25 protein-coding genes, 2 tRNA genes and 2 pseudogenes are annotated in these 23,068 nt (G+C 72.7%); 5 read left to right on the forward strand and 24 right to left on the reverse strand.

The features are described from left to right. Nucleotides 1-80: 80 nt before the first annotated feature. Complete coding sequence (locus AC5PYY_RS14650) at nt 81-1,082, reverse strand: NAD(P)H-dependent glycerol-3-phosphate dehydrogenase (protein ID WP_493897528.1); 1,002 nt, start codon at nt 1,080-1,082, stop codon at nt 81-83. After that, nucleotides 1,079-1,816, reverse strand: coding sequence for a lysophospholipid acyltransferase family protein (locus AC5PYY_RS14655; RefSeq protein ID WP_493897529.1), 738 nt, complete (start codon nt 1,814-1,816; stop codon nt 1,079-1,081). Before AC5PYY_RS14655 ends, AC5PYY_RS14650 begins: the two co-directional genes overlap by 4 nt. Before the next feature lie 45 nt (nt 1,817-1,861). On the opposite strand from AC5PYY_RS14655, the gene cofC reads away from it, so the two are divergent. Both cofC and AC5PYY_RS14665 read left to right on the forward strand, forming a co-directional pair. Beyond that, the gene (gene cofC / locus AC5PYY_RS14660; RefSeq protein ID WP_493897530.1) at nt 1,862-2,533 is read left to right on the forward strand and encodes a 2-phospho-L-lactate guanylyltransferase; all 672 of its coding nucleotides are present in this window, start codon (nt 1,862-1,864) and stop codon (nt 2,531-2,533) included. A 163-nt stretch (nt 2,534-2,696) separates the two neighbouring features. Next, a complete protein-coding gene (locus AC5PYY_RS14665) occupies nt 2,697-2,927 on the forward strand; it encodes a hypothetical protein (protein ID WP_493897531.1) in 231 nt (76 codons plus the stop codon). Nucleotides 2,928-3,057: 130 nt separating this feature from the next. Here AC5PYY_RS14665 and AC5PYY_RS14670 read toward each other — a convergent pair whose 3' ends face one another. The 6 genes from AC5PYY_RS14670 to clpS form a co-directional block, all read right to left on the reverse strand. Then, nucleotides 3,058-3,897 carry an HU family DNA-binding protein gene (locus tag AC5PYY_RS14670; protein WP_493897532.1) on the reverse strand — a complete coding sequence of 280 codons (840 nt, stop codon included), beginning with the start codon at nt 3,895-3,897 and terminating at the stop codon, nt 3,058-3,060. 87 nt (nt 3,898-3,984) lie between these two features. Further along, a tRNA-Glu gene (locus AC5PYY_RS14675) sits at nt 3,985-4,057 on the reverse strand. A gap of 83 nt (nt 4,058-4,140) precedes the next feature. After that, nucleotides 4,141-4,212: transfer RNA gene (locus tag AC5PYY_RS14680), tRNA-Gln, on the reverse strand. A gap of 229 nt (nt 4,213-4,441) precedes the next feature. After that, nucleotides 4,442-6,001, reverse strand: coding sequence for a glutamate--tRNA ligase (gene gltX, locus AC5PYY_RS14685; RefSeq protein ID WP_493897533.1), 1,560 nt, complete (start codon nt 5,999-6,001; stop codon nt 4,442-4,444). Nucleotides 6,002-6,111: 110 nt separating this feature from the next. Further along, on the reverse strand, nt 6,112-6,696 hold the full coding sequence (locus AC5PYY_RS14690) for a DUF2017 family protein (RefSeq protein WP_493897534.1): 585 nt from the start codon (nt 6,694-6,696) through the stop codon (nt 6,112-6,114). 3 nt (nt 6,697-6,699) lie between these two features. Next, nucleotides 6,700-6,948 carry an ATP-dependent Clp protease adapter ClpS gene (gene clpS, locus AC5PYY_RS14695; RefSeq protein WP_493899389.1) on the reverse strand — a complete coding sequence of 83 codons (249 nt, stop codon included), beginning with the start codon at nt 6,946-6,948 and terminating at the stop codon, nt 6,700-6,702. Between the two features lie 101 nt (nt 6,949-7,049). Here clpS and AC5PYY_RS14700 point away from each other — a divergent pair, with 101 nt between their 5' ends. Further along, the gene (locus tag AC5PYY_RS14700) at nt 7,050-8,348 is read left to right on the forward strand and encodes a nicotinate phosphoribosyltransferase (RefSeq protein WP_493897535.1); all 1,299 of its coding nucleotides are present in this window, start codon (nt 7,050-7,052) and stop codon (nt 8,346-8,348) included. Between the two features lie 55 nt (nt 8,349-8,403). Here the strand turns inward: AC5PYY_RS14700 and AC5PYY_RS14705 are convergent, their stop codons facing one another. From AC5PYY_RS14705 to AC5PYY_RS14720, 4 genes and pseudogenes are all read right to left on the reverse strand, one after another. Further along, nucleotides 8,404-8,841, reverse strand: a complete 438-nt coding sequence (locus AC5PYY_RS14705) for a hypothetical protein (RefSeq protein WP_493897536.1) — start codon at nt 8,839-8,841, stop codon at nt 8,404-8,406. A 58-nt stretch (nt 8,842-8,899) separates the two neighbouring features. Further along, nucleotides 8,900-9,367 (reverse strand): annotated as a pseudogene (locus AC5PYY_RS14710) (low temperature requirement protein A). Between the two features lie 42 nt (nt 9,368-9,409). Then, nucleotides 9,410-9,994: an isochorismatase family protein gene (locus tag AC5PYY_RS14715; RefSeq protein WP_493897537.1), complete on the reverse strand. Its 585-nt coding sequence runs from the start codon at nt 9,992-9,994 to the stop codon at nt 9,410-9,412. Between the two features lie 35 nt (nt 9,995-10,029). Next, entirely contained in the window at nt 10,030-10,491 is a 462-nt protein-coding gene (locus AC5PYY_RS14720; RefSeq protein WP_493897538.1) for a hypothetical protein, read from the reverse strand. Here AC5PYY_RS14720 and AC5PYY_RS14725 point away from each other — a divergent pair. Then, nucleotides 10,469-10,636, forward strand: a complete 168-nt coding sequence (locus AC5PYY_RS14725; protein WP_493897539.1) for a hypothetical protein — start codon at nt 10,469-10,471, stop codon at nt 10,634-10,636. The genes AC5PYY_RS14720 and AC5PYY_RS14725 overlap by 23 nt on opposite strands. 18 nt (nt 10,637-10,654) lie before the next feature. Here the strand turns inward: AC5PYY_RS14725 and AC5PYY_RS14730 are convergent, their stop codons facing one another. From AC5PYY_RS14730 to AC5PYY_RS14745, 4 genes and pseudogenes are all read right to left on the reverse strand, one after another. Further along, nucleotides 10,655-11,470 carry an RDD family protein gene (locus AC5PYY_RS14730; RefSeq protein WP_493897540.1) on the reverse strand — a complete coding sequence of 272 codons (816 nt, stop codon included), beginning with the start codon at nt 11,468-11,470 and terminating at the stop codon, nt 10,655-10,657. Between the two features lie 27 nt (nt 11,471-11,497). Further along, complete coding sequence (locus AC5PYY_RS14735) at nt 11,498-12,124, reverse strand: HIT family protein (RefSeq protein WP_493897541.1); 627 nt, start codon at nt 12,122-12,124, stop codon at nt 11,498-11,500. Nucleotides 12,125-12,214: 90 nt separating this feature from the next. Continuing rightward, nucleotides 12,215-13,204 (reverse strand): annotated as a pseudogene (gene hppD, locus AC5PYY_RS14740) (4-hydroxyphenylpyruvate dioxygenase). Between the two features lie 74 nt (nt 13,205-13,278). After that, nucleotides 13,279-14,640, reverse strand: coding sequence for a cytochrome P450 (locus AC5PYY_RS14745; protein ID WP_493897542.1), 1,362 nt, complete (start codon nt 14,638-14,640; stop codon nt 13,279-13,281). Between the two features lie 180 nt (nt 14,641-14,820). On the opposite strand from AC5PYY_RS14745, the gene AC5PYY_RS14750 reads away from it, so the two are divergent. Next, nucleotides 14,821-15,798 carry a DUF559 domain-containing protein gene (locus tag AC5PYY_RS14750; RefSeq protein ID WP_493897543.1) on the forward strand — a complete coding sequence of 326 codons (978 nt, stop codon included), beginning with the start codon at nt 14,821-14,823 and terminating at the stop codon, nt 15,796-15,798. Between the two features lie 220 nt (nt 15,799-16,018). On the opposite strand, the gene AC5PYY_RS14755 is transcribed toward AC5PYY_RS14750, so the two are convergent. From AC5PYY_RS14755 to AC5PYY_RS14790, 8 genes are all read right to left on the reverse strand, one after another. Continuing rightward, nucleotides 16,019-17,767 carry a DEAD/DEAH box helicase gene (locus AC5PYY_RS14755; RefSeq protein WP_493897544.1) on the reverse strand — a complete coding sequence of 583 codons (1,749 nt, stop codon included), beginning with the start codon at nt 17,765-17,767 and terminating at the stop codon, nt 16,019-16,021. Nucleotides 17,768-17,859: 92 nt separating this feature from the next. Beyond that, a complete protein-coding gene (locus AC5PYY_RS14760) occupies nt 17,860-18,267 on the reverse strand; it encodes a hypothetical protein (RefSeq protein ID WP_493897545.1) in 408 nt (135 codons plus the stop codon). Further along, nucleotides 18,210-19,094 (reverse strand): hypothetical protein, encoded by an 885-nt coding sequence (locus tag AC5PYY_RS14765; RefSeq protein WP_493897546.1) that lies wholly within the window; start codon nt 19,092-19,094, stop codon nt 18,210-18,212. The genes AC5PYY_RS14760 and AC5PYY_RS14765 overlap by 58 nt, the downstream gene beginning before the upstream one ends. 139 nt (nt 19,095-19,233) lie before the next feature. Beyond that, entirely contained in the window at nt 19,234-20,049 is an 816-nt protein-coding gene (locus AC5PYY_RS14770) for a hypothetical protein (protein ID WP_493897547.1), read from the reverse strand. Between the two features lie 80 nt (nt 20,050-20,129). Beyond that, the gene (locus AC5PYY_RS14775) at nt 20,130-20,459 is read right to left on the reverse strand and encodes a DUF3039 domain-containing protein (RefSeq protein WP_493897548.1); all 330 of its coding nucleotides are present in this window, start codon (nt 20,457-20,459) and stop codon (nt 20,130-20,132) included. 59 nt (nt 20,460-20,518) lie between these two features. Beyond that, entirely contained in the window at nt 20,519-21,100 is a 582-nt protein-coding gene (locus tag AC5PYY_RS14780) for a YqgE/AlgH family protein (protein WP_493897549.1), read from the reverse strand. Beyond that, a complete protein-coding gene (locus tag AC5PYY_RS14785) occupies nt 21,100-21,462 on the reverse strand; it encodes a VanZ family protein (protein WP_493897550.1) in 363 nt (120 codons plus the stop codon). Before AC5PYY_RS14785 ends, AC5PYY_RS14780 begins: the two co-directional genes overlap by 1 nt. 44 nt (nt 21,463-21,506) lie before the next feature. Then, the gene (locus tag AC5PYY_RS14790) at nt 21,507-22,931 is read right to left on the reverse strand and encodes an NAD-dependent malic enzyme (RefSeq protein ID WP_493897551.1); all 1,425 of its coding nucleotides are present in this window, start codon (nt 22,929-22,931) and stop codon (nt 21,507-21,509) included. Nucleotides 22,932-23,068: the final 137 nt, after the last annotated feature.

Below are 23,068 nucleotides of genomic sequence, written 5' to 3' on the forward strand. Positions count from 1 at the left end.
GCCGTCATCCCCCACCGAGCGTCGCGAATGGTTGGCCCCACACCCACCGAGCGTCGCGAGTGGTTGCTGAACGCGGGCGATCAGTGCCGCTCGTGCTTGCGGGCGCGGGTCATGAGCTCGCCGGTGAGCCGCTCGGGGGTGATCTGCCCGGCCACGACCGCGGTGACGCCCTGGCAGATCGGCATCTCGACGCCCTGGCTGGCGCCGAGCTCCACGACGCTACGGCAGCTCTTCACGCCCTCGGCGGTCTGGTGCGGCACCGCGAGCACCTGCTCGATGGTCTGCCCCTGCCCGAGCGCCACACCCACCCGGTGGTTGCGCGACAGCGGCGACATGCAGGTGGCGATGAGGTCGCCCACGCCGGCCAGTCCCATGAGCGTGGCCGGGTCGGCGCCGAGCGCCTGCCCGAGCCGCGCCGTCTCGGCCAGGCCGCGGGTGATGAGGCTGGACTTGGTGTTGTCGCCGTAGCCCAGCCCCTCGGCCATGCCGACCGCCAGCGCGATGACGTTCTTCACCGCTCCGCCGAGCTCGGCGCCGACGACATCGGTCTGGGTATACGGACGGAAGTAGGGCGTCATGCACGCCGCAGCGACGCGGTCGGCCGCGGCGTGGTCGGCTCCGGCGACGACACTCGCCGCAGGCTGCCGAGCGGCGATCTCGCGGCTGAGGTTGGGCCCGGTCACGACGACGACGCGCCGCCCCTCGATGCCGCACTCCTGCACCACCTGGCTCATCCGCAGCCCCGTGCCCAGCTCGATCCCCTTCATCAACGAGACGACGGGGGCGTCGTCGGGCAGCTGGTCACCCCACTCGGCGAGGTTGTCGCGCAGGCTCTGCGAGGGCACGGCCAGCACGACGAGGTCGGCACCGGCGGCGGCTTCCGTCGGGTCGGTGGTCGCGGTCACGACCCGGTCGAGCTCGACCTCGGGGAGGTAGTCGGGGTTGCGGTGCTCCTCGCGGATCCCGGCCGCGATCTCCTCCCGGCGCGCCCACAGGACGACCCGGTGGGCTCCGGCGTCGGCCAGGATCTGGGCGAAGGCCGTGCCCCAGCTGCCGGCGCCGAAGATGGCGGCGCGCGTCATACCTCCCCCTCCTCGCGCCGACGCGCGGGGTCGAACGGCTCGGCGGGCGGCTCCGCGCCCCGGATCCCGGCGAGCTGCTCGGTGATCGCCGCCATGACCCGCCGCGTCGCCTCCGCCTGGGCACGCGGATCCTCGGCACGATCGTAGAGGTCGGCGAGGTCGACCACCGGCCCGGCGCTCACGTGCTGGACGGGCCGCTTGAGCAGGTTGCCCGGGCGGCGCGCGTAGTGCCCGAGCACCTCCTGCGCGCCCCACTGGGCGATCGGCACGACGGGGGCACGGCTGGTGAGAGCGAGCCGCCCGACGCCGGACTTGGCCTTCATCGGCCACAGGTCGGGGTCGCGGGTCAGCGTGCCCTCCGGCATGATCGCGATGCACCGCCCCTCGGCCAGCGCCTCCCGCGCGGCCACGAGCGCATCCCCAGCGCGGGAGCTGGAGCGATGGACCGGCACCTGCTCCAGGTGGGTCAGGGCCCGCCCCAGCAGCGGCACCTCGAAGAGCGAGGATTTGGCGAGGAAGAACGGCGCGCACCCGTGGTCGACGAGGAAGTGCGCCAGCATGAGCGGGTCCACCTCGGAGTAGTGGTTGCCGGCGACGATGAAGCCCTCGCCCGTCGGCAGGTGCTCGGCCCCCGACCAGTCGCGGCGGGTCACGCCCATGAGCAGCGGGCGGACGGTCGCGATGACGGCGTGGTAGGACCACGGCACGCGCTGACGGAGGGGGCGGCGCTTCACGCCGTCATCTTTGCATCCGGGCGCCACGCTGGCGAGGATGCTCCCGTGACCGGTGAGCCTGCCCCCGACCCGCACGGCGCGGCTCCCCCGCAGCGGTGGCACCTCGTCGTCCCGGTCAAGGAGGCGGGCCGGGCCAAGAGCCGGCTCGCGCCACCGGATCCGTGGTCCCGTCCCGAGCTCGCGCGCGCCATGGCGGGCGACACCGTCGACGCGGTATGCCGTGCCCTCCTGCCCGGACGCGGCAGCGTCACCGTCGTGACCTCTGATCCGGAGGCGCTCGCCCTGGCGCAGGAGCTGGGGGCAGGGTCGGTCGCCGATCCTGGGCGCGGGCTCAACGCGGCCGTGCGGGCGGGCCTGGAGAGGGCGAGGGCCAGGCTCGCCGAGCACGCCGGGGTGGCGGTCCTGCTGGGTGACCTCCCGGCACTGCGCCCCCAGGACCTGCTGACCGCCCTGGCGGCCTGCGGTGAGCACGACCGGGCAGTGGTGCCCGATGCGGACGGCAGCGGGACGGTACTGCTGACCGCGCGAGACGGCATACCGGAGCCGGAGTTCGGGCGCGGCTCTGCCGCGCGGCATGCCGTGGGAGCGACCCGGCTGGACCTGGGCCTGCCGCGGCTGCGGCGGGACGTCGACACCACTGACGATCTGGCGAGCGCAATCGAGCTCGGGGTCGGCACCCGCACGTCCGCGGTGCTCGCCGCCCGCACCAGCCGCTGAGCCGTCGTCCCCTCCTGGCGCACCGGACGCACGGTCTGCACACACCGGACGCACGGTCTGCACGCACCGGACGCACGGTCTGCACGCACCGGACGCACGGTCTGCACGCACCGGACGCACGATCTGCTCCGGCCTGGCCGTGTGACGACGTAGGGTTGACGCCGTGCAGGCCAGCGTCCACACCTTCGACCTCGAGGAGCTCACCGGTCAGGTGCTGCTCGACACCGGGCGGGTGCTGCCGTTCGACGCGCCGGTGTTCGAGGCGAGCGGACTGCGCCACCTGCGGCTCGGGCAGCGGGTCAGCATCGAGGTGTCCGGAGATCCAGAGGCGCCGGGCACGATGGTGACCCGCCTGTGGATCGTGGGCATCGGGCCGGGCGAGCCGATCGTCTGACAGCGCCCCGCAGCAACCCTTCGATGCCCGGTCGGGATGTGAGCAACCACTCGCGACGCCCGGTGAGGCCTCGAGCAACCCTTCGCGACGTCCGGTCGGGGTCTGAGCAAACATGCGCGACGCTCGGTGGCTACTTCTTCGTGGACTTCTTCTTTCCCTTGCCCTTGGCCTTGTCCTTCGCGGCCTTCGTGTTCTTCGCGGCTTTCTTGTCCTTCTTCTTCGCCTTCTTGGCCTTCTCGTCGTTCTTCACCTTCGCGAGCTGTGCCTTCTTGGCGGTGATCATGCTGGCCGTGATGTCCTCACCGCTGGCGAAGACGCGACCGCCGGCCGCGGCCTTCTGGTCGGCGGCAGGGGACGGGTCTGCCGCGACGTCCTCGACCGCGGCCTCCCGCGCCTGGGCGTCGTCGGTTTCAGGAGTGGTCTTCCGGACCGTGCTGGGCGTACCTGACTCGGCCGCGCGACGATCCCGCGGCGTCGGGGAGTCCGGGCGCCCGGCGGGCCCGCGCCCCGGGGGCCGCGTCGAGCGCGCCCGGCGCACCGAGGTCGGGGCGCCTTCGCTCACCGTCGGGGCGGACTGAGGCTCGGCATCTCCCCCGCTTCCGCCGCCCCGCACGCCCGCGAGTCCCTCCACGGGCAGGGTGGCCGGGTCGGCGACGACGTCCTTGAAGTAGCTGCCTGGGCGGAAGCGCGGGGAGCTGGTGCCGGCGATGGGCACGGCCTCACCCGTGCGAGGGTTGCGCCCGGTGCGGGGCGCGCGGTCCACCTTCTCGAAGGTGCCGAAGCCGGTGATGCCGACCGTTCCCCCTGTCGCGACCTCGCGCAGGATTACGTCCACCAGGGCCTCGACGGCCGCGGCCGCCGCCACCCGGCTCCCCAGACGCCCCGCGAGGGCGTCGATCAGATCTGCCTTGTTCACGTCCGCGTCCTCCTCGCTGCTCGGCTCGGCGAGCGTGGCGCCCGCGTCCGCCACGCTACACGCGCCAGCCCACGACATACCGTGGGGCGCAACGCGAAGCGGCCCCCATCGCTGCTCGCGATGAGGGCCGCTCGACACGGGTAGCCCCGACGGGATTCGAACCCGCGCTACCGCCTTGAGAGGGCGGCGTGCTAGGCCGCTACACAACGGGGCCATGTCCGACGCTGTCTGCGCCGAGGGGAGAGCCTACCTGAACGGTGAGTTCTCCACGAAATCGGAGCCGTGCTCCATCTCGCGCTGGGGTACCAGGACTCGAACCTAGAACAACTGAACCAGAATCAGCCGTGTTGCCAATTACACCATACCCCAAGGGGTATCTCCGCCCCTGTCAGGGCGGCGAACCGATCAACCACTCTACCGTGAGCTCCACGCCGACCCAAATCCCCGCCACGACGCGCCCCGGCACGTGACCAACGCGCGTCCGGTGCGGGACGAACGCGCGTCCGGTGCGGGACGAACGTGCGTCCGGTGCGGGACGAACGCGCGTCCGGTGCGGGACGAACGCGCGTCCGGTGCGGGTGGGCACCGGCGCAGCGGGTCAGAGCGACGCGCGCAGGCGGGCGAGTCGGTCCAGGGTCTCGTGCTTGCCGAGGATCTCCATCGACTCGAACAGCGGCGGGCTGATCCGCTGCCCCGAGACGGCCGTGCGCAGCGGCCCGAAGGCGAAGCGGGGCTTGAGCCCCATCCCCTCCACCAGCGCCTCGCGCAGCGCCGCCTCGATCCGGTCGTGGGTCCACTCGACCCCTCCCCCGAGCGGCTGCGGAGCCGCCCCGGAGATCGGCTCCAGCGCCGCGATCGCGGCATCGAGCACCGCCCCCGCGTCGTCCTTGAGCTGCCCACGCGCGTCCTCGGCGATCTCCAGCTCCTCACCGCGGACGTAGAACGGCGCCACCATCGGCACCGCCTCGGAGAGCACCTGGATGCGCGTCTGGATCAGGTCGGCGATCGCCTCGAGCCGGGCCAGCTCACCCATCCCGGACTGCTCCCCCAGGACCCCGGCTTCCCGCAGCACCGGCAGCAGCCGGGAGGTGAACTCGGCCAGCGAGAGCCGACGCAGGTGGTCGCCGTTGATCGACTCGGCCTTCTTCTGGTCCCACCGGGCGGGGTTGGGGTTGACGTCGCGCACGTCGAAGGCCGCGACCAGGTGCTCGGGCTCGAAGATGTCGCGGTCCGGCCCGATCGACCAGCCGAGCAGCGACAGGTAGTTGACCATCCCCTCCCGCACGAAGCCGCGCTCCCGGTGCAGGAAGAGATCGGACTGCGGGTCGCGCTTGGACAGCTTCTTGCTGCCCTCGCCGAGCACCAGCGGCAGGTGGGCGAAGGTCGGCACGCGCTCGGCGACGCCGATCTCGACGAGGGCGCGGTAGAGCGCGATCTGCCGGGGCGTCGAGGAGAGCAGGTCTTCCCCGCGGATGACGTGGGTGATCCGCATCATCGCGTCGTCGACCGGGTTGACCAGCGTGTAGAGCGGCTGACCGTTGCCCCGCACGATGACGAAGTCGGGCACGGAGCCGGCACCGAAGGTCACCTCGCCGCGGACCAGGTCGTGGAAGGTGATGTCCTCCTCGGGCATCCGCAGCCGCAGCACCGGCTCACGCCCCTCGGCGTGGAAGGCGTCCTTCTCCTCCTGGCTCAGCTGACGGTCGTGGTTGTCGTAGCCCAGCTTGGGGTCGCGACCGGCGGCCCGGTGCCGCGCCTCGACCTCCTCCGGCGTGCTGAACGACTCGTAGGCCAGCCCCGCCTCGAGCAGCCGACGGGCGACATCCGCGTGCAGGTCGGCCCGCTCGCTCTGCCGGTAGGGCCCGTAGTCGCCGCCGACCCCCGGGCCCTCGTCGTAGTCGATGCCCAGCCAGGCCAGCGCCTCCACGATCTGGTCCATCGACTCCTGGCTGTCGCGCGCCGCGTCGGTGTCCTCGACCCGGAAGACGAGGGTGCCGCCGTGGTGCCGGGCATACGCCCAGTTGAAGAGCGCCGTCCGGGCCAGGCCGACGTGCGGCGTGCCGGTCGGGCTGGGGCAGAAGCGGACCCGGACGTCGGCACCGGTGGCCTCGGCATCGGCGGGAGCGGGGGCGGCGTGGGGCGTGGCGTCGGTCGTCATGATGGGCGCCAGCCTACTTCGCCGACCGACCGTGGATTTCGACCACGGGAATCGTCGCCGTGGCAGCGCTTCCGGTGGTCGAATTCGGGGAGAGGCGCGGGGGTATGCCGTCAGCGCGCCATGAGCGCGATCGTCACCGACTCCTGCACCCAGGAGAGGAAGTCGTAGTAGGCCATCTGCTGCGCCGTCGCCGGGTCCAGCTCGCTCTCCCCGGCCAGCGTCGCCTCCAGCTCGTCGTGCAGCCGCTCGGAGTCGGAGTCCTCCCGCAGGCCGAGCCGCTCGCCCAGGATGAGCCGGGCGTCGGTGAGCCCGATCGCCAGCGCCCGCCCCTGGTCCAGGTCCAGCTCCAGCCGGGGCGGCTCCGCCTGCTCCAGCGCGGCGATGGCGGTCGAGAGCGTGGCCGCCTTGCGCTGGCGCAGCCCGTGCTCGGTGAGCCGGCGGAACTCCGCCGCCTGCTCGTCGTCGTCCCGGGAGGCCGGCGGCAGCAACCGGGCCAGCGCCGGGTCGCTCGGCTCCTCGGGGTCGACCTCCTCGCCCAGGCCCGCGACGAGGTCGAGGAAGGGGTCACCGGTGTCGGGCCGCTCGGGGGCCACGAAGTCGCGGGTCAGCCGCAGCACATGGGCCACCAGGGCCAGCTCCTCGGCGTCGAAGGAGCCCACCAGCCGCTCGCCCTTGCGCCGGAACGCACGCGCCATCGCTCAGTCGTCCTTCTGGAAGGTGGCCCACAGGCCGTAGCCGTGCATCGCCTCGGTGTCGGCCTCCATCTTCTCCCGGGTGCCGGTGGAGACCACCGCGCGCCCTTCGGAGTGCACGTCCATCATGAGCTTCTCCGCCTTGGCGCGGCTGTAGCCGAAGTGCGTCTGGAAGACCCAGGTGACATAGCTCATGAGGTTGACCGGGTCGTTCCACACGAGGGTGATCCAGGGGGTGTCGGGGCGGTCGAGCACCGCGACCTGGCCGCCCTCCTGCGGGGTGGTCTGCGGGTCGGCGGGCGGGGCCGGCGGCGTCGGACTCTCGATCGGCACCCGCCCACCATAGGCTGACGACCGTGAGCCCGAGCACCGCACTGCTGACCGACCACTACGAGCTGACGATGATCCAGGCCGCGCTGGCCAGCGGTCACGCGCACCGGCGCTGCGTCTTCGAGGCCTTCGCCCGCCGGCTCCCCGACGGGCGCCGCTACGGCGTCGTCGCGGGCACCGGTCGGGCCCTGGAGGCCTTGCGCGACTTCCGCTTCGGCGAGGAGGAGATCGCCTTCCTCGCCGATCAGGGCGTCGTCGACGAGCGCACCCTGGCGTGGCTCGCCGACTACCGCTTCACCGGCGACATCTGGGGGTATGCCGAGGGCGAGATCTACTTCCCCGGCTCCCCGCTGCTCGTGGTCGAGTCGAGCTTCGCCGAGGGGGTCGTGCTGGAGACGCTCTTCTTGTCGGTGCTCAACCACGACTCTGCCGTCGCCTCGGCCGCCTCGCGCATGACCGCGGTCGCGCACGACCGCCCGTGCATCGAGATGGGCTCGCGCCGCACCCACGAGCAGGCCGCCGTCGGAGCGGCGCGAGCGGCATACCTCGCGGGTTTCGCCTCCACCTCCAACCTCGAGGCGGGGCGGCGCCACGGCATCCCGACGATGGGCACGGCCGCGCACTCCTTCACCCTCCTGCACGACGACGAGCGGGAGGCCTTCGCGAACCAGCTCGCCAGCCTCGGGATGTCCACGACGCTGCTCGTCGACACCTACGACGTGACTGGCGCCGTCGAGCTCGCGGTCGAGCTGGCCGGGCCGCAGCTGGGCGGCGTGCGGCTCGACTCCGGTGACCTCGTGCAGCAGGCGTTCGAGGTGCGGGGCCGGCTGGACCGGCTCGGTGCGACCGACACCCGCATCGTGGTCACCTCCGACCTCGACGAATACGCCATCGCCGCCCTGCAGGCCGCCCCGGTCGACGCCTACGGCGTGGGCACCAAGGTGGTCACCGGCTCTGGGCACCCGGCCGCCGGCATGGTCTACAAGCTGGTCAGCCGGGAGAGCGGCTCCGGGGAGATGGAGGGGGTCGCCAAGGCGAGCAAGGACAAGACCAGCGTGGGCGGTCGCAAGTATGCCCTCCGTCGCCGCACCGACGGCGTCGCCGCCGAGGAGATCCTCGGCATCCACGAGCAGCCGGTCGACGACGGTGACGACCGCGAGCTGCTGGTCCCCCTCGTGCGCGACGGTGAGGTGGTGACCCCGACCGACGTGGAGTCCGCGCGGGCCCACCACGAGGTCGCCAGGGCCGAGCTGCCGCAGCGCGCGCTGCGGCTCTCGCACGGCGACCCCGCCCTGCCGACGACCTATCTCGACGACTGGGGCTGAGCCCGCGGCCGGACCGGCCAGGGCACGGCCGGTCGCCCGGGACGTCGAGGGGGCGTCAGCTGCTCAGCTGCTCGACCTCGGACTCCATGTGCTGGTGTCCCCGCCACTCGTATCCGACGATCGAGAAGACCGGCGCGAACGACGCGACGAGGATGCCGACCATGACCGGCGCGCCGAGGGCCACGACCAGGACACCCGCCGCGGCGACGAGCAGCGTGCCGACCAGCAGCCCCAGGTGGAAGCCGTCGTGTCGGCCGTCGGTGCGCAGCAGCAGGGCATACACCCCGAAGGCGAGAGCGACGAAGATCGCGACAGGCAGGACGACGGAGAGCACGGTGCCGACCGGGCCGATCGTCACCTCGAAGCCCGCGTGCTCGGCGTCCAGCAGGTAGGACACCACGTGCAGCCCGGCGCCCGCGGCCGCGATGGAGATGTAGATCGGGTAGTGCAGGACGTTGTAGAGCGGCGCTGCGTCTCGCCGCTCCTCCAGCACGTCCGCCGCGGGGATGACGAAGTAGACCCACCACCTGCGCGATCGACCAGCCGACGACCTAGGTCATGAGGATCGAGCACCGCTCGGGATCACGGCGTGCGGCGCGCAGGAACTGCGCGATGAGGGCGACCCGCATGACGACATACCCCGCGACCAGCACCTCGTTGTGGAAGACGCCGCCCTCCTCCATGGAGTGGAAGATGTCCGGTATGCCGAGGGCCAGCAGCGCGACGCCGGTCATCTGGACCAAGGCCAGGGTGCGGTAGATCCAGTCGTCCGTGTCGTAGGCCGAGGCGAACCAGGTGAAGGACACCCAGGCGAGGATCACGCCGAACATGCAGAAGACGAAGGCGATGATGCCCTACCAGATGTGACCCGCGGCGAGCGCGTGCGCGAGCTGGGAGCCGGCGACCCCGAAGGCGACGACGAAGACCAGGTCGTAGAGCAGCTCGAGCGGTGTGGCGGCGCGGTGGGCCTCGTGCGGGTCTCGCCCGCCCATGACGCGGCCTCGGTGGGACAGCGTCATGCGCGGGATGCTGACACGTCCTGGCGCTGGTGGAAAGAACCGTCAGCCGGAGTGGACGGTGACCCGCGCCTCGCGCATCTCGGTCAGCGCAGCGTCGGTGGTCTCAGGGGCCACCCCGGCGCACAGGTCCTCCAGCAGCGTCGTCGCCAGGCCCTCGCGCCGCGCGTCGAGGGCGGTCGCCCGCACGCAGTGGTCGGTCGCGATGCCGCAGACGTCCACCGCGCCGATCCCCCGCTCGCGCAGCCACTCCCCCAGCCCGACGAGCTCGCCGTCGACGGAGGCGCTGCCTTCGAAGCCGGAGTAGGCCGCCTCGTGCTCCCCCTTGCGGAAGATCTCCTGCACGTGGGCCAGCGCTCCGGCGAGCTCGGGCCGGAAGTCCGCACCCTGGGTCCCGACCTCGCAGTGGACCGGCCAGGACGTCGCGAAGTCGGGGTCGCCCTCGGTGGCCCAGTGTTCGCCCGGGTCCACGTGCCAGTCGGCCGTGGCCACGATGGCGTCGTAGTCCACGGCGTGCCCCTCGACATGCGCGCTGATCGCTGCGGCGACGGCAATGCCGCCGGTCACCGGCAGCGACCCGCCCTCGCAGAAGTCGTGCTGGACGTCGACGATGATCAGGGCCCGCTTCATACCCTCGTATGCTTCCACGTCCGCGGCAGGCGCGCTCAGCCGCCCACCGAGGTGGCCACGGCGGCGGCCGCGTCCCGCACCGCACCGGCCACGTCGGAGGTCGTGAAGCGTTGCAGCGCCACGACGCCCACGGAGGCCTCCAGCCCGGCTAGCCCCAGGATCGGGCTGGCCATGCCATGGGCCCCCGGCTGCAGCTCCCCGGTGGCCACGACGGGATCCGAGACGCCCTGCCGGGCACCGACCCGGCCGAGGCGATCGAGGCGGTGCGGCGGCTGCGGGCCTGCCCGGCGGTGGGCCTGGTGGGGGTCGAGGTCGCTCACGACGCCTTCGGGCGGTGGCGCGAGGTGCTCACGACCGTCCTTCCGGTGGCCGTCGAGGTCAGCCCCGACGCCGACGAGCAGGACTGCGCCCTCGACGAGCTGGCCGCCACGGACACCCGGCAGGTGGGCGCCGACCGGCGAGCGCGGGTCGCTGTTGGAGCTGACCTGGAACGGCACCGAACCGCTGGCCCTGGACGACGGGAGCGCGCGCGGCTTCCTCGAGGACGGTGACACGGTCACGATCACGGCCACCGCGCCCGGGCCGGACGGCTCGGTCATCGGTCTCGCCGAGGTGCGCGGCACCATCCTCCCCGCCGTCTGACGCCGACGGACCTCCCGCTCAGCGCGTCCGGACGACGTTGGTGCGGGCGACCTTGTCGTGGATCGCCTGCTTGCGGCTGTCCCAGAGTGGCCAGAGCACGTCGAGCAGCGGGAAGAAGCCGAGGAAGCTCAGCCCGGCGTTGAGCTGGCTCACCAGCCCGACCCCCTGATAGACGAGCGCCCGCAGCACGGACGCCCCCCACCCGATCCGGCCCGGGGTGTCCCGGAGCCGGATCCGCAGCCCCGTGGCCAACTTGCCCAGCGTGCCGCCCAGCAGCCTGACCAGCACGATCTCGTAGACCAGGCCGACGAGCCCCACGGTGAAGGTCCACTGGACCTGCGCCGCGGCGAGGTCGGCCGGCGGGATCGCGAAGGCGTCGTCGACCTCCATCGACCACTCCATGAGGTCGGTGATGAACCCCGGGACCACCAGGGAGGCGATGAACCCGCCGACGATCGCGATGACGACGCCATCGATGAGGCGTGCGCCGACCCGGTGCCACCACCCCGCCAGGGGCTGACCGTCCGGCGTCGTGGGACGGGGCTTGGCCTGCCACTGGCCCTGCTCCTGCCACGCCGGCGCTCCCTGCTGGCCCTGCCACTGCTGCTGGCCACCCGCCTGGGCGGAGTAGGGCACGGACTCGCGCTGCTGGCCATACCCCTGCTGCGCGGGAGCGCCGTCGGTCCGGGCGTCGTCGGCACCCACCGCCTGACCCGCGCGGTCCAGGTTGGGCTTGCGCTTGGGTGCGACATGATTGGTCCACTGCACGCCGTCCCAGTAGCGCAGCTGCTCCCGGTCCTCGGGGTCGTCGTACCACCCTGCTTGCTGAGCCATGCCGATCAGCCTATCCGCGCGGCCGCGCTACCCCTCCACCGCCGTGCCGCCGACCCTCGCGGCGAGCGCGCGGACCACCGCGACCTGGTCGGCACGGAACTGCTCGACCGGCACCGGCGGCAGCAGGTCGTCCCAGTGCGACAGGAACGTGCCACGCAGCTGGAGCATGCCGGTCGGCCGGGCGTAGAGCCACCAGTGCAGGTGCTCCCCGCCGTCACCCCACCGCGCGACCTGGATGCGAGGCACCGGGAGCACCTCGGTCGCCGCCACCTCGATCGCGGTGAGCAGCTCCCCCTGCCGGGCCGCCTCCGGCGACGTCAGGTCACGCAGGTCGGCGTGCCGCCGCGGCATGAGGAAGAGCGCGAACGGCAGAGCCCGCGGTTCGTGCGGCAGCCCGAGCACGAACAGGTCGTCGTGCCACACGACATACCCCGGGTCGAGGGTGCGCACCCCGTCGCACGTGCGGCAGCCCTCTCCGCCAGCGCCATGCCGAGGCGGCTCCTCCTCGGCGGGCGGGTCGAGCGGCTTGGGCGCGAGGCGACCGCTCCAGGGCCAGGACGACCACTGCTGCAGGTCGCTCTCGCGAAAGCCGTCGCGCTCGATCGCGGCTCGGGTGCGGGCGTACCACTGCTGCGGGCTCTCGGGCTCAGGCACGCGTTCAGGGTATGCCGTGGCGCGGGTCAGCGGACGTCGTCGACCTGCTCGCCGCAGCCGAGGGCGTCGGCGAGGGCCGTCGGTCGAGCCTCAGAGGTTGCCGCGCTTGTCCTGCTCGCGCTCGATCGCCTCGAAGAGCGCCTTGAAGTTGCCCTTGCCGAAGCCGAGCGACCCGTGCCGCTCGATGAGCTCGAAGAAGACGGTCGGCCGGTCCTGCAGCGGCCGGGTGAAGATCTGCAGCAGGTAGCCGGCCTCGTCGCGGTCGACGAGGATGCCGCGGCTCTGCAGCTCCTCGATCGGCACGCGGACCTCGCCGATGCGCTCGCGCGGCGTGGGGTCCTCGTAGTTGGAGTCGGGCGTCTCGAGGAACTCGATCCCGTTGGCGCGCAGGTGATCCACGGTCGCGAGGATGTCGCCGGTGGCGAGCGCCAGGTGCTGCGCGCCGGGGCCGCGGTAGAACTCGAGGTACTCGTCGATCTGGCTCTTCTTGTTGGCCACCGCGGGCTCGTTGAGCGGGAACTTCACCCGGTGGTTGCCGTTGGCGACAACCGTGGACATGAGCGCGGAGTGGTCGGTGGCGATGTCGTCGCCGATGAACTCGGCCATGTTCACAAAACCCATCACCGTGTTGTAGAAGGTGACCCACTCGTCCATCTTGCCGAGCTCGACGTTGCCGACGACGTGGTCCAGCGCCTGGAACAGCCGCTTCGGCTCCCCCTCGCGCTTGACGTAGTCGCTGGTGCGGGCGACATACCCCGGCAGGTAGGGACCGTCGTAGGTCTGGCCACCCACGGTGCGCTGGACGAGGGTATGCCGCGTCTCGGCTTAAGTGGCGATGGCCGCGATGCGCACGGTGCCGTGCTCGTCGGTGAGGTCCTCCGGCTCGCGCACGACGGTGGCGCCGATCGAGCGGGCGTGCGCGATGCACTTGTCGACGTCGGGCACTTCGAGGGAGATGTCGTCGACGCCGTCCCCGTGCCGCCGGACGTGGTCGTCCAGCGGGCTGTCCGGGTCGACGCCGCCCTTGACGACGAACCGGATCGAGTCCGTCGTCTCGTCGTAGGGCACCAGGCCGACCAGCTACTTGAGCTGGTCCATCTCGAGGTCGGCCTCGCGCTCCTGGGCGGTGAGTTGGCTGGGGTCGGACGTCGTCGTCATACCGCGAGGGTGCCGCCGCTGGTCGAGCGCTGACGCACCCGGACCGGCGCGCCGTCACCCGGCACGTTGGTGATGTTGCGCAGCCGGACGGGCGACGGGCGGTCCGCCACCACGTCATACCGGCGCAGCACCTCACCGAGTGCGACGACGCCCTCCATGAGCGCGAAGGCGGCGCCGACGCAGCGCCGCACGCCACCGCCGAACGGGATGTGGGTGTGCGGCGCCGCACCGTCGCCGAGGAAGCGCTCGGGCCGGAACTCCCCCGGCTCGGGAAAGTGCTCCGCGTCGTGGTGGGTGAGCAGGATGGCCGGGCAGACGGTGACCCCGGCGGGCAGGTCCCACCCACCCACGGTCTGGGGACTGCGCAGGGTGCGCGCGACGTAGTCGATGATCGGGTGCAGCCGCATCGTCTCCTTGACGCAGGCCTCCAGGTGGTCGTCGTCGCCGACGTCCGCGGCGCGCTGCGCGGCCTGGAGCTGCTCGGCGTCGCGGCCCAGCTCGTGCAGGGTCCAGGACAGGGTGGACGCCGTCGTCTCGTAGCCGGCCAGCAGCAGCGTCACGACCTGGTCGCGGATCTCGGCCGCGGGGAGGGCCGAGCCCTGGGCGTCGTCGACCCGGACGGCCAGGAGGTGGTCGAGCAGATCTCGCTCGCCTGGGCCGTCGGTCGGCTCGGTGCTCGGGGTGCGCGCGCGCCGCTCCTCGATCTCGCCGTGGACGAGCGCGTCGATCCCCCGCAGGTTGGCGGCGTGCCCGCGCCACGGCGGCAGGGCACGGAGCCGCGGATAGAGCCATCCGACGACGACCACGGGGTCGACCTCGACCAGCCGGAGCACCCGCGGCCGCAGCTGCGCCAGCCGCTCCGGGTCGCTGCGCCCCAGCACGACCTCGAGCATCACCTCCAGGGTGAGCGCGCTCATCCGCTCCAGGGTCGGGACCGTGCCGGTGGCGGGCCAGCCGTCCACCTCGGCGCGGGCGGCGCGCTCGACGAGGGGCCGGTATGCCGCCACGGCGGCGGGTGAGAAGGCCGGCATGAGATAGCGCCGGATGGTGCGGTGGTCGGCGCCGTCGTTGAGCATGACCGAGCGGTCGCCCATCGCGGCCCGCAGCATCTCGTTGCCCAGCGCCCCGCTGAACTCCACCGGGTCTCCGGCGAAGATGTCCTTGACCGCGTCGGGGTCGCTGAAGAGGACCAGCCGCTGCGGACCGGGGTGGAACCACACCGTGAACGGGTCGCCGTAGCGCCGGCGCAGCCGCTCGAAGGTCCCTTGGCGGTCCCGCAACGCCGCCACGGTCTGCAGCACCGCCGGCGTCCTCGGCCCCGGCGGCAACTTCGCCCCTCCCCTGCGCGCGATCGGCATACCGGCACCGTATCCGGTATCCCCATCTCGGACCTGTGCACGCTCCGGTGGCCTGTGCACACCGCATATCGTGTGCACCGGTCACGGGAGCGTGCACAGGTCCGGGGCCATCACGCAGCCGCGGGTGCAGCTGTGGACAACCGGCACGAGTCCCTGGGCCGCTGCGCCAGAGTGAGGGCCATGGACCTTCTGGGGGAGCGGCTGGCCGCGCAGCACCACGTCATCCACGGCGCCGAGCTGCGGGCCCTCGGGACGACCTACAGCGAGCTCCGCCGGCTGCTGGCCGACGGGGTGCTGGTGCGGGTCCGGCGGGACTGCTTCGTCTCGGGAGAGGTATGGCGTGCCGCCCCACCGTGGGAGCGTCACCAGCTGCGGGCCCGGGCGGTGGCGACCGGGCTGTGCGGTCCGGGGCGACCCTTCGCCCTGAGCCACCACAGCTCCCTCGCGGTGCAGGAGATCGGCTCGTTCGGGGTCGACGACAGGGTGCACCTGGTGCGGACCGACCGGCGGCGCGGGCGTAGCGACGACGTGGTGCACGTCCACCCGCCGGTGGACGCCGGCTGGGTGGTGGGCCAGCGCGCCGACTCAGCGCGGGAGGACTCGATCGTGGACGGCGATCCGCCCGTGACCGATGTCGCGCTGGCCTGCCTGCAGGTCACTGGGAGCTTCGGCCTCGTCCCTGGCCTGGTGAGCACCGACATCGCCCTGCGCCTGGAGCTCACGACGATGGAGCGTCTCCGGGAGGCGCAGCGGGAGGGCTCGTTCGGGCACGGCGCGCCTGCGGTGCGGACCGTGCTCGAGCAGGCCACCGCGCTCAGCGGCTCCGCCGGTGAGACACGATGCCGATGGATCATGGCGACCTCCGGCCTGCCGGCTCCCGAGCTCCAGGCCCGCATCTGCGACGAGCGGGGCGACCTGATCGGCTACGTCGACTTCCTGCTGCGCGACGCCTGGACGATCGTCGAGTTCGACGGGGCAGTGAAGTACGGTTCGCCCGCAGACCTCATGGCGGAGAAGCGACGTGAGGACCGGCTCCGGGCCCTCGGCTACGAGGTTGTCCGCGTGACCTGGGACGACCTGGCCCACCCCGAGCGCGTCGTCGGCCGGATCCGCGCCGCCATGGCCAGGGGGCGCGGACGGCATACCCCCTCGGCGTGACGAGCGGTCGCGCCCGGCTTCACCCGCCGGATCGCCCGACCTGTGCACGCCACACCGACCTGTGCACGCCACATCCTCACCTGTGCACGCCACATCGACCTGTGCATACGGCATAACCTGCGCACCGGCCACGGGAGCGTGCACAGGTCGGGTTGGGGCGCGGGCACGCCCGTCTCACAGGGACGCGCACAGGCGCGGACCGACAGCCGGAGGTATGCCGTCAGCGGCGGCCGACGAACCAGCGCCGGATCGCCTCGATCCGGTCTCGCACCTGCTCCGAGCTCGCCGTCGCCAGCTCGGGGCCGCCACAGGCCCGGCGCAGCTCGGCGTGCACGACGGCGTGCGGCTGCCCCTTCTTCTGGGCGTAGGCCGAGACCAGCTTGTTGAGCTCCTTGCGGTGCTCGGCCAGCGCCCGGTGGGCCGAGACGGCTTCGGCCCGCTCCCGCCCGCCGCCGCGGCCGACCTGGGTCTTCTGCCGCTCCCGCAGCAGCGTCGCGACCTGGTCCGGCTCGAGCAGACCCGGCAGCCCGAGGAAGTCGTCCTCGTCCTCCGACCCCGGCATCCCCCCGAGCCCGAACTGCTCGGCGTCGAAGAGCACGTGGTCGAACTCCGCGTCCGACCCCAGCGCCTCGTAGCTGCCGCTCAGCTCGTCGGAGGCCCCCTCCTCCGCCTGGGCGGCGGCGAGCAGCCCGTCCTCCTCGGACCACAGCTGGTCCTCGTCGGACTCCTTGCGGTTGAGGGCGTGATCACGCTCGAGCTCCATCGTCCCGGCGTGGCTGAGCAGGAGCGGGACGTTGGGCAGGAAGACCGAGGCAGTCTCGCCCCGTCGGCGCGCCCGCACGAAGCGACCGACCGCCTGGGCGAAGAAGAGCGGCGTCGAGGTGGACGTCGCATACACCCCGACGGCGAGCCGCGGCACGTCGACGCCCTCGGAGACCATCCGCACCGCGACCATCCAGCGCGACGTCCCCTGGGCGAACTCCTCGATCCGCGCCGAGGCACCGCTGTCGTCGGAGAGCACGACCGTGGCCGGCTCACCGGTGAGCTCGCGCAGCTGCGCCGCGTAGGCGCGCGCGGAGCGCTGGTCGGAGGCGATGACCAGGCCCCCGGCGTCCTCGACGTGCCGCCGGACCTCGGTCAGCCGCTTGTCCGCCGCCCGCAGCACGGCCGGCACCCACTCCCCCGCGGGGTCCAGCGCCGTGCGCCAGGCCTGCTTGGTGAGGTCCTTGGTGAGAGGCTCCCCCAGGCGCGCCTCCAGCTCGTCGCCGACCTTGGTCCGCCACCGCATCGTGCCGCCGTAGGACAGGAAGAGCACCGGGCGGACGACGCCGTCCCGGAGCGCATCGGCATACCCGTAGGTGTAGTCGGCGCGCGAGCGCATGATGCCCTGGGCGTCCAGCTCGTAGCGGACGAACGGGATCGCCGCCGTGTCAGAGCGGAACGGCGTGCCGGTGAGCGCGAGCCGGCGGGTCGCCGGCTCGAAGGCGTCGCGGATCGCCTCGCCCCACGACAGCGCGTCGCCGCCGTGGTGGATCTCGTCGAGGATGACCAGGGTGCGCGCGGCCTCGGTGCGGGCCCGGTGGAGCAGCGGCTTGCTCGCGACGCCCGCGTAGGTCACGGCGACGCCGTCGAAGTCCTGGCTGTGCCGGCCCTGGGCGTTGGCGAAGCGGGGGTCGATCCGGATGCCGACCTTGGCAGCCGCCTCGGCCCACTGGGTCTTGAGGTGCTCGGTCGGGGCGACCACGCAGATCCGCTGCACCTCGCCGCGGTCCAGCAGCTCGGTCGCCACCCGCAGCGCGAAGGTCGTCTTGCCGGCCCCCGGCGTCGCGACCGCGAGGAAGTCGCGGGGGCGCTCGGTGAGGTAGCGCTCCAGGGCGTCGGCCTGCCAGGCACGCAGCTTGCCCGCCGTCCCCCAGGCGGCACGCTCGGGATAGGCGGGGGGCAGATGGGAGGCGGCTGAGGTGGACATCGGCGACCCACGATAGGTCCTTTTCGGATCCGACTCACCCGGCGCACGAGTGCTCGGGACAGGCACCCCGACGTGGTATGCGCCCGCCCGCGTCAGCCACCCAGCGCGGCCGCCTGGGTGGTGACGATCGATGCGAGGTCGTAGCCGACGTGATCGCCCGGCACCACGACGCGGGTGGCGGCTGCGTAGCCGGTTGCCCGGTAGGCCTCGAAGCCGGCCGCGCTCGCCTCCAGTGCCGACCAGTCGCTCGGCTGGGTCGCGCCGTAGCCGTCGCGGTCACCGACGATCCAGGTCAGGCGGGGGCCGGTGGCGGGGCTGGTGACCTGCTCGCCGTAGATCCCGCCGCCACCCACGAAGACCACGCCGCTGCCCGGCGGCATCCACCCGGTGCCGGTGCGGGCCAGGTGGCGCGAGAGGAACTCCGCACCCCCGGAGTAGCCCCTCAGGAGGACCGAGCTGCTGCCGGTGCCGCGACTGACCTGCTGCACCAGCTCGCGCACCGCGACCGCTGCCTGCTGCGGATCACCCGCGCGCCAGCTGGTTCCCGTGGGGGGGCGTCGACGAAGAGCAGGGCCCGGTTGCTCGAGGTTGCGGCAACAGCCAGGGCAGCGGCCCGCCCCTGGCCCGGGCTCTCGAAGCTCGTGGTGCCGTCTCCGTCGACGTAGGCGACGGTGCCGTCCAGCGTCGACGGGCCGCGACCGTGGCCGAGCAGGTGGTAGTTCACGGTGAGGCCGTTGCTCGCCGTGAAGCTGAGATGAGTGCCCACGTCCGACGGAGCGACACTCGGGGCCGGCGTCGGCTGCGTCGAGGGCGCGGGGGTCGACGTGGATCGCGCCGGCGGGTCGGGGGCGGTCAGGCCCGGGGTGGGCGACACCGGCCCGGGGTCCGCCGTGGACGTGGCGGTGGCGGTGGGTGCGGGCTCGGCCGGGGCAGCGCGAGCCGGCTCCTCGGGCGGCGCGACGGCGGGAGTCGGGGCGACGGCTCGAGTCGGCGCCTCCGCCGGAGCGGGCACGTCGTCGGAGCCCCGATCGGACGACGACCGGGACGCGGCGTCCTCGGTGCGCCCAGCCGCTCGCCCGGCGCCGCCGTCGGTCTCGTGGGGGGCCTCGACGTGGTCCTGGGCCGGGATCGGCAGATCTGTGGCTGTCGGGTCGGGGTCGGAGGGTATGCCGACAGTCACCCGCTCGGCGCCCGTGGTCGACTCCTCCTCGACGGGACCGAGGAGAGGGGACGACTGCCGCGGCTGCACCACCTGCGAGGCGACCATGCCGGCCACCGCCACGGCGACGAGGCCGCCCACCACGCGGACCCCACCCGGTCCACGCATACCGCCCGCCGGAGGCGACGAGAGTCGGCTGGCCACGGAGCGCCGAGCGGGCTGAGGGACGCGGGGACGCCACGATCACCCTCACGTCGAGCGGGCGAGCACCCCGCCTGGTCTGCGGACGGGTATGCCGCTGGGTCGGTCAGCGGGCGAGGGAGGAGGCGTGGCTGCGCAGGAGCGCGACGAAGTCGTAGTCGGTGTGTCCGCCCTCGACGACGATGCGCTCGGCGGAGCCGTAGCCCGCCTCCCGGTAGGCCGCGACCGCGACCTCGCTGGCCTCGAGGGCCGACCAGTCCTCGGGCTCGGTCGCGCCGTAGCCGTCGTCGTCACCGACCACCCAGGTGATCGATGGAGCAGGATCATCCGGCGGCTCGACGGGGCGGCTGTAGGTGCCGCCGCCGCCCACCAGGAGGACCCCCGAGTCTTCCGGCAGCCACCCGCTGCCCTCCCGCACCACGGAGCCGGCGAGGAACTCCGCACCCCCCGAATACCCCATGAGCAGCACCGAACGACCCTCCGCGAGCGACAGCACCAGCTCACGCACGGCGTCGGCGTGCTGCTCGGTGTCGCCTGCGGTCCAGCTGGTGCCGGTCGGTGCGTCGAGGAAGGCGAAGGCTCGATCCTCCTCTGCGGCGGCGACGGCCAGCCGCTGGGCTCGACCCTCGTCGGGGCTCTCGAAGCTGCGGGTGCCGTCGCCGTCGAAGAAGACCACCAGACCGCGCAGCTCCTCCCGCGTCAGGTCGTGGTCGTCGTAGTGATAGCGCAGCTCGACGTCACCCTCGGACCACGCGGTGAGGTAGGTGCCGCTCACCGGCGCCGGGTCTCCGGTCCCCGTGGTCGGCGTCGACGAGATCGGCTCGTTCTCCCCCGCCACGCCGACGCCGAACGGGTGCCACGACGTCGCCGCCCACCAGCTGGCGACGCCGCCGAGCGTCATACCGAGCAGCAGGACGGCCACCCAGGCGAGTGGAGAGAGACGGCGTTGCCTGCTGCCGCCCCTCCACGCGTGTCGGGCGCGTGCGCCGTGGCGCCGAGCGCTCACTCCTGCCCGCCACCGCCTGAGCCGTCCGAACCGCCGCCGTCCTGGGGCTCACGCAGCCCCTCGTAGATCTCCTTGCACATGGGGCAGACCGGGAACTTCTCCGGGTCTCGGCCCGGGATCCAGACCTTCCCGCACAGGGCGATCACCGGGTTGCCGGTCATCGCGGACTCCATGATCTTCTCCTTGCGCACGTAGTGCGCGAAGCGTTCGTGGTCGCCCGGCTCGGAGAGGTCGGGCTCGACCCGGGTGTCCTCGCGCTCCAGGAGCGCGGTCTGGGTCGACGGGGCGGTCGGGGCCTCGGGGGCATCGAGCGGCTGGTCGGACATGTCGCCAGTGTAGGACGGGGCGTCGCGAGGCTCTCGGTGTGAGCAGACGAGGCTGCTGGTCAGTTGAGCTCGGGGCTGTCGGTGTAGGTCGTGAGGAAGGACACGGGTGAGCGCTGGCGCAGCAGCACCTCACGCCACAGCTCGCCAGTCTGCTCGTGGAAGGGGTCGCGGGGCTCGCGCGGCACCACCTGCCAGGCGCCCTGACGGATCTCGGAGTCCAGCTGCCCGGAGCCCCAGCCGCTGTAACCGATGAAGATCCGGAAGGCGCCCAGCTCCGGCACCACGAGCGGCGCGGGGGCGTCGAGGTCGACCAGACCGATGCCGCCGAAGAGCAGCTGCGTGCCCAGGGGCGGGTCGCCGGGGTCGTGCCCCGGGACGCTCACCAGGCCCATCGCCGTGTCGCGGCCGACCGGGCCGCCGCGGAAGAGGACGCCCGGGTCGGTGACGAAGGGCTGCCACTCCGGCAGCACGGCGTCGACCCCGGCCTCCATCGGCTGGTTGAGCACCAGGCCGTGCGCCCCCTCCTCGTCGTGGTGCAGCACGAGCACCACGGCCTCGGCGAACGGATCGCCCGTGAGCGGCGTCGCCACGAGCAGCCGACCGGCGAGCGGACCGGCCGGCGCCTGCGCGCGCGGTGACATCAGCGCTGCTCGGGAGCGGACGGCATACCCTCATCATGACCCGACCGGCGGGCCCACGTCGCGCTGACCCAGACCCCGAGGGCGATGCCGACCAGGTCGGCGGCCGCGTCGAGCCAGTCCAGCGAGCGCTCCGGAGACAGCGCCTGCTGCAGCGGCTCGCTGACCAGGGCGTGCAGCACGAGCACCGGCACCACCCAGCGCGCGCGCAGCCACCAGGCGAGCGCCGCGGGCACCGCGAAGGCCACCAGGTGGCCGATCTTGTCGAGCCCGGGCACGCCGTCCGGGCCGGGGCTGGACGGGGCATAGAGCCCGTAGCACTGGATGAGCAGGCTGACCCCGAGGGCCAGCCAGGCATACAGCACCCACAGGTCCAGGGGGCCCTGGTCGCGCCCCGGCGGCGGTGCGCTCAGCTCGACGCGCCCTGGTCGCCGTGTCGGGCCTTCGCGGCGGCCTCCACCGCCCGGGCGACGGCCTTGGTGGCCTGCGCGTTGAAGACGCTGGGGATGATGTAGGTCGGGTTGAGCTCGTCGGCCTTGACCACGTCGGCCAGCGCGGTCGCCGCCGCCACGAGCATGTCGTCGTCGATGTGGTCGCTCTGCGCGTCGAGCAGACCCCGGAAGACCCCGGGGAAGACCAGCACGTTGTTGATCTGGTTGGCGAAGTCGCTGCGCCCGGTGGCGACGACCGTGGCGTGCCGACCCGCCTCGACCGGGTCCACCTCGGGCGTCGGGTTGGCCATCGCGAAGACGATGGCGTCCTCGTTCATCGTCGCGATGTCGTCACCGGTGAGGATGCCGCCCGCGGAGACCCCGATGAAGACGTCGGCACCCACGAGCGCGTCCTTGAGCGTGCCGGTCTCGAGGGCCTGGTTGGTCTGGCTCGCGATCCAGGCGAGGTTGCCGTTGTCGCCGCGCATGACGTCGGCGCGCCGAGCGTGGATGACGCCGTCCACGTCCGCGACGACCAGGTCGCGGGCCCCGGCGCGCAACAGCAGCCGCATGATCGCCGACCCGGCGGCCCCCGCGCCTGACATGACGATCTTGACGTCGCCCATGTCCTTCTCCACGACCCGCAGCGCGTTGGTGAGCGCGGCGAGCGCGACGATGGCCGTGCCGTGCTGGTCGTCGTGGAAGACCGGAATGTCCAGCTCCTTGCGCAGCCGGGCCTCGATGGCGAAGCAGCGGGGCGCGGAGATGTCCTCGAGGTTGATCCCGGCGAAGCCCGGTGCCAGCGCCTTGACGATGCGGACGATCTCGTCGGCGTCGGTGGCGTCGAGGCAGATCGGGAAGGCGTCGATGTCGGCGAAGCGCTTGAAGAGCGCGGCCTTGCCCTCCATGACCGGCATCGCGGCCAGGGGGCCGATGTCACCGAGCCCGAGCACCGCCGAGCCGTCGGTCACGACCGCGACGGTGTTGCGCTTGATGGTGAGGCTCCGGGCGTCCTCCGGGCTCTCGGCGATGGCCTGGCAGATCTTGGCGACGCCCGGTGTGTAGACCAGCGACAGGTCGTCGCGGTTGCGGATCGGCAGCTTGGACTTGATCTCGAGCTTGCCGCCCAGGTGGGCCAGGAAGGTGCGGTCGCTGACGCGCCCGATCTCGACCCCGTCGATGGCGCCGATCGCCTCGACGACCTCCGCGGCGTGGTCGGTGCCGTAGGTCGCGACGGTGAGGTCGGCCTGCAGCCGCTCCGTCCCGGAGTCGCTGATGTCCACCGCGGTGACCATGCCGCCCACGTCGGAGACGGCCGTGGTGATCTCGGAGACGGCGGTCACGCGGGCCGGCAGCTCGAGCCGGACGGTGATGGAGTTGGAGACAGACGGGACGGGGCTCATGGCCCCCATTGTTGCGCCTCACCCCGTCGGAGGGGTATGCAGCCCGTCACCCGGCGCGCCGGGCCGGTCGAAGACCGGGGGCGCGGCTCGCGGGGTGCACGTTCTCAGCCCTCGCGCGCGGGGTTCGGGCTGATGGG

Source organism: Serinicoccus sp. JS2-9 (assembly GCF_059025165.1).

Bases quoted from the DNA above. Each gene is read 5' to 3' on its own strand.
- AC5PYY_RS14790 (WP_493897551.1), bottom strand. From the start codon at position 22,931: ATGAGCCCCGTCCCGTCTGTCTCCAACTCCATCACCGTCCGGCTCGAG.
- AC5PYY_RS14765 (WP_493897546.1), bottom strand. From the start codon at position 19,094: ATGCGTGGACCGGGTGGGGTCCGCGTGGTGGGCGGCCTCGTCGCCGTG.
- AC5PYY_RS14730 (WP_493897540.1), bottom strand. From the start codon at position 11,470: ATGGCTCAGCAAGCAGGGTGGTACGACGACCCCGAGGACCGGGAGCAG.
- AC5PYY_RS14690 (WP_493897534.1), bottom strand. From the start codon at position 6,696: ATGGCGCGTGCGTTCCGGCGCAAGGGCGAGCGGCTGGTGGGCTCCTTC.
- AC5PYY_RS14715 (WP_493897537.1), bottom strand. From the start codon at position 9,994: ATGAAGCGGGCCCTGATCATCGTCGACGTCCAGCACGACTTCTGCGAG.
- AC5PYY_RS14780 (WP_493897549.1), bottom strand. From the start codon at position 21,100: ATGTCACCGCGCGCGCAGGCGCCGGCCGGTCCGCTCGCCGGTCGGCTG.
- AC5PYY_RS14755 (WP_493897544.1), bottom strand. From the start codon at position 17,767: ATGTCCACCTCAGCCGCCTCCCATCTGCCCCCCGCCTATCCCGAGCGT.
- AC5PYY_RS14750 (WP_493897543.1), top strand. From the start codon at position 14,821: ATGGACCTTCTGGGGGAGCGGCTGGCCGCGCAGCACCACGTCATCCAC.
- AC5PYY_RS14650 (WP_493897528.1), bottom strand. From the start codon at position 1,082: ATGACGCGCGCCGCCATCTTCGGCGCCGGCAGCTGGGGCACGGCCTTC.
- AC5PYY_RS14745 (WP_493897542.1), bottom strand. From the start codon at position 14,640: ATGCCGATCGCGCGCAGGGGAGGGGCGAAGTTGCCGCCGGGGCCGAGG.
- AC5PYY_RS14775 (WP_493897548.1), bottom strand. From the start codon at position 20,459: ATGTCCGACCAGCCGCTCGATGCCCCCGAGGCCCCGACCGCCCCGTCG.
- gltX (WP_493897533.1), bottom strand. From the start codon at position 6,001: ATGACGACCGACGCCACGCCCCACGCCGCCCCCGCTCCCGCCGATGCC.